The following is a 16621-nucleotide window of genomic DNA, read 5'->3' as shown; positions in this document are numbered from 1 at the left end:
CCGTGTAGCGAGCCGCCCATCATAGCCGGCTTTTCCGTTTCGTCAACACCTTGTGATGTTTCCGATTCGCCTCGTTCGTTGTTGCGGTGCTTCGAGAAGCGCCGCCGTCCTGAGCGAGGCCGCGCAGTTTATCGAGACTGTGCAGAAGTGCAAGCACTTTTTGACACTGGCATGACATGGGCGTCATTGCGCCCATGCGTGGGCCCTGATTCCACGCGCTATACGGTGGATCGGGGCTGCTCTCTCCATCTAAGACGCGGCACCGTGTACCCGGTAAAGCAGCGCTTTCCGTGCAGGACAAAAAGACTGTCGATAGAGCGCCAACCACACAAGGTGCTGTGGTATCGATCCTCGGCGCGCTCGGTGAGAATACGTGCACTAGATAGAGAGCTCACGATGCCTCCTTCCCGCAGCCTGCTTCGCGATCTGTCCCTGCCTGCGATTGCCGCAGGCTTTGTCACGGTACTGGTGGGCTTTGCCAGTTCTGCGGTGATCGTGTTCGAGGCGGCACGTCACCTGGGGGCGGACCAGGCGCAGATCGCCTCGTGGATGTGGGCGCTCGGGATCGGCATGGGCGTGACCTGCATCGGCCTGTCGCTGCGCTACCGGGTACCGGTGGTGACGGCCTGGTCCACGCCGGGCGCGGCGATGTTGATCGGCAGTGCGGCCGGGGTGCCGTTGCGCGAGGCGGTCGGTGCGTTTGTGGTGGCTGCGGTGCTTGGCATGGCGGCCGGCTTCTCGGGATTGTTCGAGCGGGCGATTCGGCGCATTCCGGTCTCGCTGGCCTCGGGCATGCTGGCCGGAGTGTTGTTGCGCTTCGGGCTGGATCTGTTCGTGGCGATGCAGAGCCAGGCGTTGCTGGCGCTGGCGATGCTGGCGACCTATCTGGCGGGGCGACGCTGGTTTGCGCGCTATGCGGTGATTGCGACCTTGCTGGTCGGCGTGGCGATCGCGGCCGGCGGCGGGCTGATGCAGTGGAAGAGCGTGCAGCTTGAACTGGCCCATCCGGTGCTGGTGGTGCCGTCGCTGTCGTGGGCGGCGTTGTTCGGGCTGGCGATTCCGCTGTTCGTGGTCACCATGGCCTCGCAGAACGTGCCGGGCGTGGCGGTGATCCGCGCCTCCGGCTACAGCGTGCCGATCTCGCCGACGATCGGCTGGATCGGGGTGGTCAATACGCTGCTGGCGCCGTTCGGTGGTTATGCCTTGAACCTGGCGGCCATCACCGCGGCGATCTGCATGGGCCGCGAGGCGCACGAGGATCCGGCGCGGCGTTACACCGCTGCGGTAAGCGCGGGCGTGTTCTATGTGCTGATCGGCGTGTTCGGCGCGACCGTGGCGGCGGTGTTTGCGGCCTTCCCGCGCGAGCTGGTGATGGCGATCGCCGGGATCGCCTTGCTGGGCACGATCGGCAACAGCCTGGCAGCGGCCTTGCAGCAGGACAGCGAGCGCGAAGCGGCCTTGATCACCTTCCTGGTGACCGCATCGGGGCTGACGCTGGGCGGGATCGGTGCCTCGTTCTGGGGCCTGGTGGCCGGAACGGTCACCTTGTTGGTGTTGCGGCGGCGGGCTTAGCGACCGGTCAAACCGCCAGACGGGCGCGCGGTGCGGGGTCAGACCTTCGGATTCGGCCATCGACAACCGCTCCTTGACCGCGCGCTCGACGCGGACCAGGCCCACGCGGAACACGTTCTGTATCACGCGCAAACTGCGGTTCCTGCGCGCCATCCACACCCACCTTACGACTGCGCACCACGTTTTACTGGCCACGCTTAGCCGCGGCAGGCCACCCGGTTGTTGGCCGGGCTTATTCTGGATCGCGCAGCTGCAGCAGCCAGTGGGCAGTGACGCCATTGGGGCTGGGCAGCGGTTCGAGGTGGAACTGGCGATAGACCGGCGCGCCGCCCTGCGAGCGCAGCGGCAGGGTGACGTAAGCGGCGCGCCCTTGCCGCAGTGCGTCTTCGAGCAGCTCCACCTTGGGCGCGGCGGCATCGCCGGCCAGCAGGGACAGGATGTCGCAACCGATCAGGTCGGCCACTTCGGTCTGGCTGAGTTCTGCGAAGGCCGGGTTGACGAACATCAGCCGGTGCGCGGCCGTGGTGCCGCGTTCGATGATGGCCACGCCATCGCGCAGGCGCGAGAGCGAGGCTTCGAGCAGAGTGAAATCCTGCTGGAAGCGCTTGCGCTCCATCAGTTCGATCAGGACGCGCAAGCTGCGCGCCGATTCCAGGTGCAGCGGCGACCAGCGCCGCGCGCGACCGCGCACGGTTTCCTGCCAGAGATCGAAGCTCTTGCGTGGCGACAACCGTGAGTTGGGAATGTCCGGCAGCTTGGCCAACTGCGGATTGCCGGCCCATTTGACCTGCTGTACCTGCTCGCGGCGGGTCCACAGCAAGGCGCTGCGCGACTGCGGCATCAGCGGCACGAAGATGAAGCCAGCGGCCAGCGGGGCGAGGTCGGCCAGCTCGGGAAACACTTCGCCGATCGCATCCACATGCAGGGCGCCGACCGCGTCTTCGCGCAGGGCGTGGTGATGTTCGGATTCGATGTGGTCGCGGATGCGGCGCAGCGCGGCCGCATCCGGGGTGCTGCCATGCCGGCTGATCTCGCTGCCATGGAAAATCGCCACGCCATCGGCGTCGACCACGTCCATCAGGTCAGGCGCCATGTCGGCGAGCATTTCCACGGTCATCTGGTCGGCGTCGTTGAAGTCGGTGATCAACTTCTCGCGCACGGTGAGCAGCACCGATTCCATGTGCGCGCGCGCCACCGCCTGCAATCCGCCGATGCGCCCGGCCAGCGCGCGGGTCACCGCATCGGTGGCATCGCGCATGGCGTGGCTGGTGAAGTGCGGGCTGTAGTGATGGCAGGCGATCAGCCCCCACAACGCATCGTTGACGACGATCGAGGACACCAGCGTGGCAGTCACGCCCATGTTGGCCAGGTATTCCAGATGCACCGGCGAGACGCTGCGCAGGCTGACATCGCTCAGATCCACCGGGGTGCCCAGACGCGGATGCAGCGTGGGTTCGATCGCCGACGCCCGATAACCGACATCGGCGATCTGGCGGACGCGGTTGCGCAGGTACAGCGCGCGCGCCTGGGCCGGGATGTCGGTGGCCGGATAATGCAGGCCGAGATAGGCATCCAGCTCGGGCTGGCGCGCTTCGGCGATGACGTCGCCGTTCCACTCTTCGTCGAAGCGATACACCATCACCCGGTCGAAGCCGATCATGTTGCGCAGCCCCTTGGCGGCGCGCACGGCGGCTTCGGCGATGCCGGGATCGCGCTCGATGCTGCGCAACAGCGGCAGCGCTTCGCGCAGGGTGACGTCCATCAGGCGTGCATCGCGCGGCTCGATTTCGACCAGCCACTGCTCCGGATACAGATGCCAGGCGGCCACCCAGGGGTGGTCGGTCGGCGCTGTCCGCCGGGGAAAGCGCACGTCGGCATGCAGCAGGTGCTGCGCTTGGTCCTCCACCGCAAACGGCTGCTCGGCGGGCAGTTCCAGCACTTGCGTGTACGGCATGCCCAGCAGCTCGGCCAGCGGCACGCCGAGCACGTCGGCGGCGGTGCTGCTGGCCTGCACGATGCGACCGTCGGCCGGCTCGATCACCAGCAGCACGCCGTACGGCTGGATCAGGCCGGGGATATGGATCGGCTCACGCGCACAGACATCCATATCCAGGGGTTCGGTAGGCTGATTCACGCGCGCGGCTCCGCTGCAAGACAGGTGTGAAAGTGGGCAAACATGCGCTGCGCGCCGTCGATGGCGGCCTCGCGCGCGGGAGACGTGTCCAGGCGTTGGTCGAGCACCGCCTGGAAACGGCGCCAGCCGGCCGGATCGTCGTTGGCCAGTTCGAAATACCGCAAGGCGTCGGCCAGCGCGGGCTGCTGCTTGCGCAAGGTGCGCGCGATCATCCGCCCACCGAGTTGCGAACCTTCGATGACGTAGAGCATGCCCCAGCGCGCGGCATCGTTGCCGGCGGCAGGCGCCGCGATGGCTGTCTGCGGTTGCTGCCCGAGCGTGTGCAGGTCTTCGCGCAAGGCCGGGACGCGGCGGCGGTACTGCCAGCCGGTGCCGATCAGGGTGCTGAGCCAGTCGCTCAGTTGCGCTTCGAAGCCGGACAGCAGTGCATGATGCCGGCGCAGGATCAGCGCGTAGGCAGCGCGATCGACCCGCCCCTGCCCCAGCGCCTGCATCAGCGGAACCGTTTCGACCAGGCGGTGGGTGTCCTGCGTGGCATGGCGCAGCACGAGCGCGGCCGAGGGCGGAACAGCCAGGGTGTCAGGACACATAGGGAGTCGAGGCGGTGCCGCAGCACGGAGGACACCAGCCTAGCAGTGACTGCGCAAATCAGATAAAGCGGGCGCGAGCGCAAGCTGAATAGGTTGGCTTCACTCCTGTGCAGCAGGGGCCACGCCGGCCCCCCGCCCTGCCCGCCTCCAGGCCATGACCCAGCCTGCGGCAAGCAGGAGAGCCGCCAGCAACCAGGGGGCGCCAGGCAGATGCAGCGGTGCGCCGCGGCCGATGAACCAGGCGAACACATTGGCAAACAACAACGGACCGGCGATGCCGGCCAGGCTGACCAGGCTGGTCAGTGCGCCTTGCACGCGGCCCTGCGCATCGGCGCCGACCTCGCGGGTGATCAGGGCCTGCGCGGCCGGTGCGGCGATCGCCCAGAACGCGCTGATCGGCACGCCGACCAGGAACGCGGTACCGCTGTCGGCCAGCCCGTAGATGACGAAACCGACCACCCCGCAACCCAGCCCCAGCAGCAGCGCACGGCGTTCGCCCAGCCACCGCACCAGCCGGCCGACCAGCAGCGCATTGACGATGATGCTGCACACGCCGACGCCGGCCAGTACCCAGCTCACCGCGCGCGGGCCCCAGTGGTATTGATAACTGGCGAACAGCACGAAGATGCTGGGATAGACGTAGTGCGCCAGGTTGGCCAGGAACACCACCGAGGCCAGGCCGAGCACCTGCGGATAACGGCGCAGCCGCTTGAGCGCGCCGAGCGGGTTGGCATGCGACCAGTCCAGGCGTGGCGTGCGGCGTTCGGCAGGCAACGATTCGGGCAATACCAACCAGCCATACAGCACGTTCAACAGCGCCAGCCCTGCGGCAAACCAGAACGGCCAGCGCAAGCCGAGGCTGCCCAGCCAGCCGCCGATCAACGGACCGGCGACAAAGCCAATGCCGAACGCGGCGCCGAGCATGCCGAACGCGCCGGCGCGTTTGTCGGCCGGGGTGACGTCGGCGATGTAGGCATTGGCGGTGGAAAAGCTGGCCGAGCATACGTAAGCGCTTGGTCTGTTGGTCGGAGCACGATCAGCGTGATGGGTTAAAGCCCCCTCTGCTGGGCGACAAGGCACTACTTGCGCGCCGGCGGCGCGCGGAGAGGTGGTTGGGGTGAGGGTACGAGGCGAGGCGGTCGATGCGTCACTCATAAAGGCGCGTGGCGACGCGTTTGTCGTTACAGGCACTCGCAGATCTCTGCGCCGCACCCTCATCCGCCTCTTCGGGGCACCTTCTCCGGGTGGGAGAAGGGAGTCGTCGCTGCATGTATCTCCGTTCTGTAAAACAGCGCAGGGCCCTGTGCGGTCGGGAGGCAATTCTTGCGCTTACTCGACGCTGATGGTCTGGGTCAGCGTGTGGCTGGCGCCGGGGGCGAGTTCGATGACGTCCGGGCCGGCGTTGGCCGCTTCCAGGCAGACGTAGTCGCGCCAGCCCTCGCCCACGTCGGCCATCTTGGCGGCGGCTTCTTCGCCCGGGTTCCAGGCCACCAGCGAGCGGCTGCCCTGGGTGGCGATGACGATGCGGCGGCCGAGCACCGGGTCGGTCAGGGTGTAGCGGCCGCCGGCGTTGGTGTAGATGCGGTCGCTGCGGCCGGGATCGCGTGGGTCGCGCAGGCTCCAGTCGCCTTGTTGGCGGTGAGCAGTGGCGTAGTTCTCGTACTTGTCGAGATAGTCCAGCCCGTCCAGGCCCTGCACGCTGACCTTGAGCGCGTCGCCGACGCGGAAGTAGTTGTGCAGCGCCTGGGTGAAGCGCACCGGGGCCGGGCTGGTGTTCTCGGTGATCAGGCGTTGTTCGAGGGTGCGGCCGATGCGCAGGGTCATGCGCAGGCGCAGCGCCAGGTCGTCGAAGCTGGGCGGGGTCAGCGTGAGCACCAGGGTGCCGTCGTCCTCGCGCCGGCTCTCGGTGAGCTGCCAGGGCACGGTGCGCACGAAGCCATGCGCGGGCACCTCGCCGGTCTGGTCCTGGCGGCCGAAATACGGCCAGCACACCGGGGCGCCGCCGCGGATCGGGGTGGGCGGCTGCTTGGCGGTGGGCGACAGCCACATCACGTCCTGCCCACCCTTGGGCACGAACGACAGCAACTGGCCGCCGAACAGGCTGATGGCCGCGGTGGAGAACGGGGTGTCGATCAACAGCGAGGGGAAGCCGTGGAAATCGCCTGTGCGCAGGCCGGTGAGGTCGGACATGGGGAATGCCTTCTGGACGATGGGGGATTGGGCGAATGCGGGATAGGCGGCCGGCAGCTTGAACGCAGTGGCGCGGACGGCGGCCGCGCCGGCGACCGGCGGGGCAGCGCGCAGGGCGGTGAGGATGCGTTGCCCGGGGCGACCGTCGGCCGGTTGCAGGCCCAGGCGGGTCTGCTCGACCTGGATGGCGCGCCGGCTGGCGGTGCCGATCATGCCGTCGGCCTCGCCGATCAGGTGGCCTCGGGCCAGCAGCAATTGCTGCAGTTCGCGCCGTTCGGGACGGCCCAGGCCGGGGTCGTCGGTGGGCCAGGCGACGACCAGGCCGGAGCCGCCGCGCAGGCGGTCGGCGAGCAGGGCGATCGACAGCGCATAGCTTTCGGCGGCGTTGTAGGCATAGATCGCGTCGTAGTTGCGGAACACCAGAAACGCCGGGCCGGTCGCGCCGGCCGGCAGCAACAGGGCGGCCGGGGCATCGGCGGGCAGACCGGCCGGCGCCAGGGCCTTGCCGTCGGTGCCGAGCAGCCCTGCGTTTTGCCAGGCCTGCAGCGGTTGGCGCCGGGTGCGGCCGGCCTTGCTGGCATCGAAGCCGGCGGGCAGGCGGACTTCCATGCCCCAGGGACGGGCGCGCTCCCAGCCGGCCTTGACCAGATAGTTGGCGGTGGAGGCCAGCGCGTCGGGAATGCTGGCGACCAGGTCGCGGCGGCCGTCGCCGTCGCCGTCGCCATCCACCGCGATGCGGGCATAGGTCGAGGGCATGAACTGGGTCTGCCCGAACGCGCCGGCCCAGGAGCCGGTCAAGCCATCCGGCGACAGATCGCCTTGCTGCAGCAGGCCGAGCAAGGCAAGAAATTCGCCACGGAAAAACGGCTGGCGGCGGCCTGCGCACGACAGCGTGGCCAGCGAAACCAACAGCGGGCGCTTGCCGGTAACGCGGCCGTAGTCGCTCTCCACGCCCCAGACCGCCACGATGGTGGCCGGATCGACGCCGGTCTGTTCGGACAGGCGCGTAAGCAGCGCGCGGTGGGTGACCAGCATCGCCTGGCCGTCGGCGACGCGCTGGCTGTCGACCAGGCTGGCGAGGTAGTCCCAGATCGGGGTGGTGAACTCGGGCTGGGCATCGAGCAGCGGCAACACGCTGGGATCGGGCGCCAGGCCGGCGGTGAACCGCTGGAAGTCGGCGGCCTGCACGCCCTTGGCGGCGGCCTGGGTCTGCAGGCTGGCCAGGCAGCGGTCGAAGGCCGGATCGGCGCAGGCGATCAGCGGCAGCAGCGCCAACAGCGCAGGCAGGACGCGCCGGGACGGCGTCACGGCGCGGTGGCCGGCGTGTGAACGGAGGTCATGCGGTGGAGCGCTCCTGCGGCAAGTCGAGCCGTTGAGGATAGCCAACCTGGCTGGTTGCAGGCGTGCAGGTGGCGCTGTCGCTGCGGCAGCATGCGCTGCGCTCGTCGGTGGCGAAACGCAGGGATGACTGTACGGCGCGCTCTTCAGACCGGTGAGCGCAGCGAAGACGCTGTATGACCCTTTTGGGTGATGACCTTCCAGGTAGTGATGTCGCGCGCCGATGCCTAAGTCGCGACCCGGCGCACTTGGCAATGCGCCGCGGCAGCCCGGCGGCGTCGATCGCCGCGCTTAGCTGCCGTCGCCGGTGATGCCGGTCAGCAGCGACAACGCCGGGCTGGAGGGGCTGGTGTCGGACACACGGCGGGCGCGGGCCCTGCGTGGGGCGTCGTGGCGGGGACCGAACCAGATCAGTGCAGTGGCCAGGCACGCCGGCAGCACGATCGCAAACACCGCGATGGCCAGAAGCACCCACTGCCAGAGATTGAAGGTTGCCATGATCGTGTCCGCCCCGCGGCGAGCTACGCCGAGGCGGCAAGCTTCGGGGATCGACTGCGAACGTGGCGTCGAGAAATCGCGCCGGTCCGTGCCGTCCATCGGGCTGAATGGCTTCATGGTGTGCTCGATCGCTGCCCTCGCTCACGCCTGGACCCGGCTCAGTGCGCGTCGAGGTAATACCAGCGGCCGTCTTCGCGCACGAAGCGGCTGTGTTCGGTCATGCGCACCGCGCTGCCGCCGCCGATGCGGTAACGGGCCAGAAACGCCACTTCGGCCGTGTCGGTGCCGGTTTCGATGGCGCGTTGCACGGTCAGGCCGAGCCAGGTGGTGCGGCCGCCCTCGTCCAGCGACACCTCGGGCGGGCGCGTGGACGGATGCCAGCTGGCGAGCAGGTAGGCCACATCACGGCGGACGTAGGCGCTGTAGCGCGCACGCATCAGGGTTTCGGCATCGGGCGCGGCGGCGCCGGCGTGGTATTGCCCGCAACACCGCGCGTAGTCGGCGGCGCGGCCGCAGGGACAGGGATCGGTGAGTGTGGAAATCGGCATCGGGCGATTGTGCGGGAATTGGGAATTGGGAAGTGGGGAACGGGGTTTCTGCGCGTTTATGCTGTCGCCCCCGTCGTGCGGAGCGCCGCCTTGCTGGAACTGATTCCCACCGAATTGCCGTGGCTGCTGTGCATTGCCTTCGTTGCCGGGTTGGTGGATGCGGCGGTTGGCGGTGGTGGCTTGATCCAGTTGCCGGGATTGTTTGCGACCCTGCCGCAGCAGACGCCGTCGCTGATTCTGGGCACCAACAAGTTCAGTGCGATGTTCGGCACCGCTGCATCGGCCTGGCGCTATGCGCGCAACGTGCGCTTTCCGTGGCGGCCGGTGCTGTACGCAACAGTGGCGGCGTTCACGTTTTCGTTTCTGGGCGCGACCGCGGTCAGCCTGATGCCCAGGCAGGCGGTGCGGCCGCTGATCCTGGTGCTGCTGATCGCGATGCTGGTCTACACGCTGATCAAGAAGGACTTCGGTGCGCTGCATCGTCCGCGCCAGATCGGCCGGCGCGAGCTGGTCACCGCTTTGGCGATGGGGGCGGCAATCGGGTTCTACGACGGGTTCTTCGGCCCGGGCACTGGGAGCTTTTTGATCTTCCTGTTCATCCGCTTTTTCGGGCTGGACTTTCTGCGTGCTTCTGCTGCGGCAAAGGTGGTGAACCTGGCCACCAACCTGGCGGCGCTGTCGTTCTTCCTGCCCAGCGGGCAGGTGATGCTGGCGATCGGCATTCCGATGGCGGTGGCCAACGTGGCCGGCGCAGTCGCCGGTACGCGGATGGCACTGCGCGGCGGCACGCCGCTGATTCGCAAATTGTTCCTGGTGCTGGTCATCGTGCTGATCGGCAAGATGGGCTGGGATCTGCTGCCTAGCGTTTAAAAATCCACACTCAGCGTCGCCGACAAGGTGCGCGGTGCACCTGGATAATTGGTGGTCTGCGTCACCGGTTGCTCGATGTAGAAACGGTTGGCGACATTGCGCAGCATCAGCGCCAGTTGATAACGGCCGCCGAAGCGGTACGCCGCCGAGGCGTCCAAGCGCGTGTAGCCGGGAATGCGGTAACTGTTGGCGAGATCCCCTTCGCGCTCGCCCACATGCACCGCGCCTGCGCCCAAGGTCAGGCCATACAGCGGTCCGCTGGCGACGTGATAAGTGCTCCACGCACTGGCACTGACCCGCGGCACGCCGCGCAGCCGATTGCCGACCGGGATGACGGTGTCGCGGGTGACCTGCGCGTCCAGATAACCGGCGCCAAGGATCACGCGCCAGTTCTGGGTGAGCTCACCGGTGATATCCATTTCCAAGCCGCGCACGCGTTGCTGGCCGGTGACCAGCACGAAGCCATCGTTGTCCGGGTCGCTGCTGGCGACGTTGTCCTTGGTGATCTGGAATGCTGCGGCAGTGGCGAGTACACGGTTGTTGAACAGTGCGCTCTTCAGGCCGACCTCGTACTGGCGGCCGGTCTCCGGTGCTGCGCTACCGCCGGAAAACAGCGTGGCGCTGCGCGGCCGAAACGAGGTGGAGGTGTTGGCGTACAGCGACAGCTGCGGCGCCGCCTTCCACACCACGCCGATGCGCGGCGAGGCACGCCGGCCGTCTTCGCGGGTGCGCGCGCGATTATCGATGGTGGTCTGCTGCACGTCGTCCCAGCGCACGCCGGCCAGCACATCCCAACGCTCGCCGATGCTGATCTGGTCCTGCAGGTATAGCGCGGCGTAGCGTGCATCGACGTCGATGTCGCGGGCCGGCACATAGGTGCCTGGCAATGCGCCCTGCACCGGGTTGGTCACGCGGATGCGGGCCAGCGGCGCGCGCGCTTCGTCGGTGTGGCGGTGCGCGTCGACGTATTCGGCACCAGCCAGCACCTGATGGCGCAGCGGGCCGGTGGCGAAACGCGCCAACGCTTCGGTCTGCGAGGTCGTTGCGCGCACCTGCTGGTCCTGACGCACCGCGCGGCGTTGCAGGAAGGCGCGGTCGGCACTGAAGCCGGTGAAGTCGGCCACGTTGCGGCCGCTGTCGCCGTCCTGGTGATTGAGGATCTGGCGCAGCGTCAGCCAGTCGTTGGCGTCGTACTCGATGCGGCCGCGTGCCGTTGTCGCGCTGCCGTGATTGCGCGACCACGGCTCGCCGAAGCTGCGCTGCGCCGGGCCACGCACCACACCGTCGATGGCGACCAGACCGCGATCGCCCGGGCTGGTCTGGCGCGTGTATTCCAGATCCAGATCGGCCCGCAGCTGCGCGGTCGGCCGCCAGGCCAGCGAGGGCGAGACGAACACGCGATCGCCATCGGCCTGCGCAGCGCGGAAGCTGCCGGTCTCCTGCGCGGCAGCGCTGAGCCGTGCCGACACGGTCGGGCTCAGCGGGCCGGTGACGCTGGACTGCACGCGGCGCAGGCCGTGTTCGGCCACCTGCACCGACGCATTGCCGCCGAACACCGCGTCCGGGCGCAGCGTGACCAGATTGATCACCCCGCCGGGTTCGCCGCGCCCGTACAGCACCGCCGCCGGGCCCTTGAGCACTTCCACCTGGGCGACATTGGCCAGATCGCGCACGGTCTCGGTGAAGTTCTGCGCCGGGTTGAGCAGGATGCCGTCGACCGCATACGAGGACGCCTCGAAACCGCGGATGACGAAGGTTTCCGAGCGATTGCCCTGGGTGCCGCCGGGTTGCACATTGGAGACATTGGCCACCACATCCACCAGCCGGGTGAGTTGCTGTTCGTCGATCACCGAGCGCGGCACCACCTGGATCGCCTGCGGAATGCGCTCCACCGGCGTCTGCGTGCGGGTGGCGCCGGCGGCCTTTTCCGGCCGATACAGGGCGCGCTTTTCGCTGACCACGATGGCATCGAGCAGGCTGGCTTCCTGGGCGGCGGCCGGCACGGCGGCAAACAGGGACACGAACAACAGGTGGCGAGGCGCAGGCAGTGGGGTCATCGGGATCTTCAGCGAGGCGATGCGCACACTGGCGGGCACATCCGGGCAGCTAATGATAACGATTCTTATCTTCGGATAAAGGGTCCGCAATCGTGGTCGTTACAGCAGATGACATGCTGGGTGCAGCCGTTGTCTACGTTGCACATCTGCAAGCCACCTCCGAGCCTGCAGATTGCATCAGCGCCTGCAGTGCAGGCAGCCCAGCTGCTCGACACGCGTCCAAGGCGGGCTGCCTATCCGCGCAATGCCGCCTGGATCTGCGGCCATGCATGACTCCACGCAATGCGCTCCTGCTCAAGCCGCGGTGCGCCGCCGAAGTGCCCGCTGCGCAATCGCGCATAAAACAGCTGCTCGTCCGGGGTCAGCGCGGCGAGCCGATGGGCACGATGTTGTCTGGGTTCGTGGCCCCACATTGCGCGCGGAGTGGCGAGCAGCGTGGACTGGTCCATCAGCAGCGCCACGGTCTGCGGCGCATGCGTGCGCAGTCGGTGCAGGATCGCCAGCCCATGCGTATCGATATCGCCCCAATAGAACAACGGCAGCGTGCGCAGCCACTCGATGTTGCGCACGTAGTCGACGGCATACCCGCGCGCCATCAGCAGCGCCGTTCCCGGCAGCGCTTCGCAGGCCAGGCCGGTTTCGAGATTTTCAACAATCAGCACACGATCGATCGGCAACCGCAGCTCAGCCAGCTGTTCGATCGGCACGGTCAGATCGTCCAGGCCGCCGAACCGGCGGCGTAACGCCGGGTCCAGCAGCCGCAGGCGCACACGATCCGGTGCGCTGCGCAGGCCGGCGAGGCTGTCGAAGCTGCGCGGCTCGGCGATGCCTCGCAGCCCGCCCAGCCAATCGGCGATGATGCCGCGACGCGCATGCACCCATTTGCTGTCGATGCCGGCAATGGGAAGCTGGCGCAGGAACAGTCCGCTGTCGCGGTGTCGATGCAGCCAGTCCACCACGGCAACCAGCCGGTCGATATCGGCCTGCGTGCTGTCGGCGAGCAGATCGAACTGGCGCCGCAAGCGCGGCGCCAACCCCGCAGCCTCGGGCCAGTGCGCCTGCAAACTGGCACAGCGCGCGCTGGCGCGTTGCCAACGGTCATGCTCCTGAAGTGCCGCCGCCGCATCGGTCGGCGTCTCGAGCACCCAGGTCTGCGGCAGCCGTTGCGCCCCCAGCTGCGACCACAGCACATCGCGGTACTCCACCCGCCCCGGCAACGCGACGCGCTGCCAGGCACGCAGCCAAGCGCCGAAGGCATCAAACCGGGCGCTGGCCTGCGCCTGGGTCGGTGGCTGCAGGGCGATGGGCCTGGGTGCCGATGCGCCGATCAACCAGTGGCCACGCTGGCGTTGCCATTGTCCGCGCAATGCCTGAAGTGCGGCATCTGGCAACAGCATGTCATCGGCGCGCGCCATCAGCTCACTCCTGCTCGGCCACCGCATCGGTGTTGGCCGCTGCACTGCGGGTGCGCTCGGGCAACTTAAGCCTGCGCGACTGTTCGTCGTATTCGATCAGCAAGACGCCCGAATCGTGCCGCCCGCTGATTTCGACAAAGCACGCGCCACCGATAAACGGCTCCAGCGTCATCACCGATTTCAACGGCGTGGCCACCACCATCTGGAAACCGAAGTTCTCGAAGATGTTCATCGCCAGCGCAGTGAATTCGTTGTCGGCCTTGTCGAAGGCTTCGTCCAGCACCACGGCGCAATAGCGCGGCAGCTCGCCGTCTTCGCCGCCGAGCTGGTAGCGCAATGCAGCGGCCAGACAAGTGGTTGCCAGTTTCTGACGCTGACCACCGGATTTGCCGGCGCCGCTGCGGTAGATCTCGACCTGCTGGCGCGTGGCTGCGTCCAGTTCCACACCGACAAATTCCACATGCAGGCGCACGTCCAGCACCAGCTCGCGCCAGCGCTTGTCCTCGCCCTCCTGCGAGCCCAGCTTACGCACCAGTTCGCGCAGCACCGCAAATTGCTGTTCGGCCACCTCGCGCTGTTCGGTCTGATGATGGCCTAGCACTTCGCGCAGGCGTTGATGAAACTCGATCACTTCCGGCAGGCGGCGGTCGCTCAATTCGATGGTCAGCAAAGTGCCGTGATTGAACGGCACCTGCTCCAGGCTGGCATTGACCTCATCCAGACGCTGGGCGATCGACTTGCGCGCTTCGGCGGTGTGGCGCTGCAAGGCAAGCAGATTGTTCTTGCTCTGGCTTTGCAGCAGATCGAAAAAGCGCGCCTCGTGCTGTGGCAAGCCATCGCGTTCCAGCCGCTGCAGGCGGGCGAGAAAGTCGTCGGCGCCTTCCAGCGTCGGACTCAGATCGCCGCTGTCTTCCGGCCATTGCTGGAAGTAGCGGCGAAAACATCCTATCAACGCTTGCTGCAGGCGGGTCAGTTCGTCTTTGCTGACGCCCAGCTGCGCGTCCAGGCCACGCTCGAGCGTACGGAAGCGGTCCTGCAACGTGTCCAGGCTCAGCTCACCCAAGCTGAGCAGACGCTCGGCCAGGCCCTGCTGCTGCAACGGCGTCACCACGCGCGCATTCGCATCAGCGCACTCCAGGTGCTGTTTTTCCAGACGTGTACGCTCGGCGCCCAGCGTGATCCGCTCGGTGCGCACGCCCTCATAGGTGCGCGTGGCCTGGACGATATCGGCGCGCGTGCGGTCGATCGCCTCGCCCAACGCGCGCAGGTTGGCGTCGCCCTCGCGCAGCTGTTGCAAGGTCTCGGCGATCTGGCTCAGGCGCTGCAGCGCGGCGGCCACATTGATTTCGTCCCAGCCAAGATTGGCCAGGGTGTTGCGGGCCAGGCGTCGCTGCCCATCGCGTTCGCGGCGCGCGCGCAGCTCGGCCACCTCGGCATCGCAGGCGGCGATGCGTTGCGCCAGCTCCTGCCCTTCGCGCTCGTACAAGGCAAGCTTGTCGCGGTTGTTGAAGCCCAGCAGCCAGCGGCGACGGTCGCCCACTGCGTGGCGGTCGTCCTTTTCGTAACGCTCGCCTGGATGCTTGACCTGGCCTTCGCGAGTAATCGCGCGTTCGGCATGACGCAGGGCCTTGGCACTGTCTACGCAGTCGTAATCGAAGCGCTTGCCCAGCTCGCGCCGCAGCCAGCCGGCAAAGAGGTGATCACGCAATTCCAGCTTTTGCAACAGCGAAGCGCTGCCGGGTTCGCGGCCACTCAGTGCCTGCTCGTTGTGACGCATCCGGTAATAGACCAGCCGCGTGCCGAGCTGGGTACGGTTGACCCAATCGGCGACCTCGGCGTAATGCCGTTCGTCCACCAGCAGCGATTGCGCAAAGCCGTGCAGCACGCGCTCGATGGCGCCGCGCCAGGCGGATGCTTCCTCGCGCACCTGGATCAGCTCGCCAACGAATGGCAGCGCCGCTTCCGGCACGCCGGTATCGGCGCTCATGCGTGCGCGAAGGCTCTGCATCGGCGCGGGAATATTGGAGGGGTTTCGCGTCAATACGTCGATTTCGGCGCGCACCTCGGCAAAGCGTTTGCTGTCTTCGTGCTTGCCGGCCATGCGCTCGGTGATCGCTTCGTCGAGCTCGGCGGCGACACGCTGCCCATCTTCCAGGGCAACGCGCGCCTGCGCGACCTGTTCGGCAAAACCGTGCGCGCTGTCGGCCAGGGCTTGCTCCAGTGCACGGCAGGCCTGCTCGGCCTGGACCCGCTTGGCCGCACGGCGATCGCGCTCTGCCTGCAGCTGGCTCTGTTCGCGCTCCAGCGCATCGATGCGCTCGCCACCTTGCGCGCGCCGCTGCGCCTCCAGATCGTCCAGATGGCGGGTGTGGTTGTCCAATGCCGCGCGTCGCTGGCCTTCTTCGCCGGCAAGGCCGCGGTCCTGCACGTCCAGTTCCTGCAGGCGCGCATCCAGCAAGGCAAGCCGGCGCTGCTCGCGGTAGGTATCGATGCCTAGCTTGAGTTCTTCCAGCTCGCTGCGCTGGCGGCGCAGTTGCATGAGCTCGGCGTGGTGGGCGCGCGCAGGCAGCAAGGTCTCAACCTGGCGCCGCGCCGTCACTACCGCATGGTGGGCGCCATCGAGTTCGGCGAAGTCGCCCACCAAGCGTTCGGCCGCATCGAAGGTCTTGGGTTCTTCCAGCATGAAACCGCGCAGGAAGGCGTTGAGATCGCCCAGGTTCTTGGCCGATTGGGTCTTGTGCAGCAGGCGCAAGGCCATTTCGTTACTGATACCCAGCTGGTGACGGAAACGCTCGGCGTAGCCGGCAAAACTGTCGAAGTGATGCACATCGTGCAGCCGCTGCTTGAGCTTGCGCAGATCCAGATCGAAGCCGCCCAGATCCTGGGCCACATCGAAGGCGCGCTCGGCGACCATGTAGTGCTTGCGCACGTCCGCGGTGGCCGCGCTGTTGCCGGCAAGCCAGAACAGCCGCACCAGGCTGACCACGCGGTCCTCGCCGTCGCGGTACTCCAGCACCAGCGCGGTCCAGGTGGCGCCCTTGCGCAGGTACTGCGTAGCGATCTCGCCGGAGCTGCTGTCCTGCTTGTCGGCCCAGGCGCCACGCACGTACGACACCAGATTGCGATCACGCCCGCTGCGTTCGGCCTCGCGGGCGGCGGCGTTGAAGTCGACGATGCTGGGCGGGGTGAGCAGTGCCGACATCGCATCGAGTAGCGTCGATTTGCCCGAGCCGGAGCGGCCGACGAACAAAAAGCCGCGTTCGGCGATCGGCACTTCGGTCAACCCGGAGAACGTGCCCCAGTTATGCACCTGCAGGCGGCGCATACGGAACTGCTGCAGGCGCGCGTCGGGCAGATCGTTGGCGAACAGGCTGGAAGGCGCGGCAGAGGCGGTCATCGGTACGGTCCA

The 16621-nt window shown here is 67.5% G+C and carries 10 protein-coding genes and 1 pseudogene; 2 read left to right on the top strand and 9 right to left on the bottom strand.

What is annotated here, in order from left to right; all coding sequences use genetic code 11:
- Positions 1-396: 396 nt before the first annotated feature.
- Entirely contained in the window at positions 397-1572 is a 1176-nt protein-coding gene (locus tag XaplCFBP3123_RS20945; RefSeq protein WP_104535779.1) for a benzoate/H(+) symporter BenE family transporter, read from the top strand.
- Between the two features lie 232 nt (positions 1573-1804).
- Here the strand turns inward: XaplCFBP3123_RS20945 and bphP are convergent, their stop codons facing one another.
- The 6 genes and pseudogenes from bphP to XaplCFBP3123_RS20915 all read right to left on the bottom strand — a co-directional run bounded on the left by bphP (position 1805) and on the right by XaplCFBP3123_RS20915 (position 8870).
- Positions 1805-3706, bottom strand: coding sequence for a bacteriophytochrome BphP (bphP, locus tag XaplCFBP3123_RS20940; RefSeq protein WP_104535778.1), 1902 nt, complete (start codon positions 3704-3706; stop codon positions 1805-1807).
- Positions 3703-4296 carry a biliverdin-producing heme oxygenase gene (locus XaplCFBP3123_RS20935; RefSeq protein WP_104535777.1) on the bottom strand — a complete coding sequence of 198 codons (594 nt, stop codon included), beginning with the start codon at positions 4294-4296 and terminating at the stop codon, positions 3703-3705. Before XaplCFBP3123_RS20935 ends, bphP begins: the two co-directional genes overlap by 4 nt.
- Positions 4297-4395: 99 nt before the next feature.
- Positions 4396-5307: pseudogene (locus XaplCFBP3123_RS20930) on the bottom strand (MFS transporter); the annotation flags it as partial.
- Positions 5308-5625: 318 nt separating this feature from the next.
- Positions 5626-7794, bottom strand: a complete 2169-nt coding sequence (locus XaplCFBP3123_RS20925; protein WP_104535776.1) for a lytic murein transglycosylase — start codon at positions 7792-7794, stop codon at positions 5626-5628.
- Between the two features lie 321 nt (positions 7795-8115).
- Positions 8116-8322 (bottom strand): hypothetical protein, encoded by a 207-nt coding sequence (locus XaplCFBP3123_RS20920; RefSeq protein ID WP_104535788.1) that lies wholly within the window; start codon positions 8320-8322, stop codon positions 8116-8118.
- A gap of 158 nt (positions 8323-8480) precedes the next feature.
- Positions 8481-8870: a YchJ family protein gene (locus tag XaplCFBP3123_RS20915; protein WP_104535775.1), complete on the bottom strand. Its 390-nt coding sequence runs from the start codon at positions 8868-8870 to the stop codon at positions 8481-8483.
- 90 nt (positions 8871-8960) lie between these two features.
- Between XaplCFBP3123_RS20915 and XaplCFBP3123_RS20910 the strand changes: the two genes are divergently transcribed.
- On the top strand, positions 8961-9740 hold the full coding sequence (locus tag XaplCFBP3123_RS20910; protein WP_216361753.1) for a sulfite exporter TauE/SafE family protein: 780 nt from the start codon (positions 8961-8963) through the stop codon (positions 9738-9740).
- Here the strand turns inward: XaplCFBP3123_RS20910 and XaplCFBP3123_RS20905 are convergent.
- From XaplCFBP3123_RS20905 to XaplCFBP3123_RS20895, 3 genes are all read right to left on the bottom strand, one after another.
- Positions 9737-11797 carry a TonB-dependent siderophore receptor gene (locus XaplCFBP3123_RS20905; protein ID WP_172453430.1) on the bottom strand — a complete coding sequence of 687 codons (2061 nt, stop codon included), beginning with the start codon at positions 11795-11797 and terminating at the stop codon, positions 9737-9739. The two genes, XaplCFBP3123_RS20910 and XaplCFBP3123_RS20905, sit on opposite strands and share 4 nt — an antisense overlap.
- 233 nt (positions 11798-12030) lie before the next feature.
- Complete coding sequence (locus XaplCFBP3123_RS20900) at positions 12031-13212, bottom strand: Wadjet anti-phage system protein JetD domain-containing protein (RefSeq protein ID WP_172453429.1); 1182 nt, start codon at positions 13210-13212, stop codon at positions 12031-12033.
- Between the two features lie 4 nt (positions 13213-13216).
- Entirely contained in the window at positions 13217-16609 is a 3393-nt protein-coding gene (locus XaplCFBP3123_RS20895) for an ATP-binding protein (protein ID WP_104535773.1), read from the bottom strand.
- Positions 16610-16621 lie beyond the last annotated feature (12 nt).

Origin of the sequence: Xanthomonas arboricola pv. populi (genome assembly GCF_002939945.1) — a bacterium.
GTDB lineage: Bacteria > Pseudomonadota > Gammaproteobacteria > Xanthomonadales > Xanthomonadaceae > Xanthomonas > Xanthomonas arboricola_A.
The sequence above is the reverse complement of the archived record's forward strand: the minus strand, read 5'-3'. Positions and strand labels throughout refer to the sequence as shown.

Coding starts and splice junctions, on each gene's coding strand:
- XaplCFBP3123_RS20895 (WP_104535773.1), bottom strand. CDS start 16,609: ATGACCGCCTCTGCCGCGCCTTCCAGCCTGTTCGCCAACGATCTGCCC.
- XaplCFBP3123_RS20915 (WP_104535775.1), bottom strand. CDS start 8,870: ATGCCGATTTCCACACTCACCGATCCCTGTCCCTGCGGCCGCGCCGCC.
- XaplCFBP3123_RS20905 (WP_172453430.1), bottom strand. CDS start 11,797: ATGACCCCACTGCCTGCGCCTCGCCACCTGTTGTTCGTGTCCCTGTTT.
- XaplCFBP3123_RS20920 (WP_104535788.1), bottom strand. CDS start 8,322: ATGGCAACCTTCAATCTCTGGCAGTGGGTGCTTCTGGCCATCGCGGTG.
- XaplCFBP3123_RS20945 (WP_104535779.1), top strand. CDS start 397: ATGCCTCCTTCCCGCAGCCTGCTTCGCGATCTGTCCCTGCCTGCGATT.
- XaplCFBP3123_RS20900 (WP_172453429.1), bottom strand. CDS start 13,212: ATGGCGCGCGCCGATGACATGCTGTTGCCAGATGCCGCACTTCAGGCA.
- XaplCFBP3123_RS20935 (WP_104535777.1), bottom strand. CDS start 4,296: ATGTGTCCTGACACCCTGGCTGTTCCGCCCTCGGCCGCGCTCGTGCTG.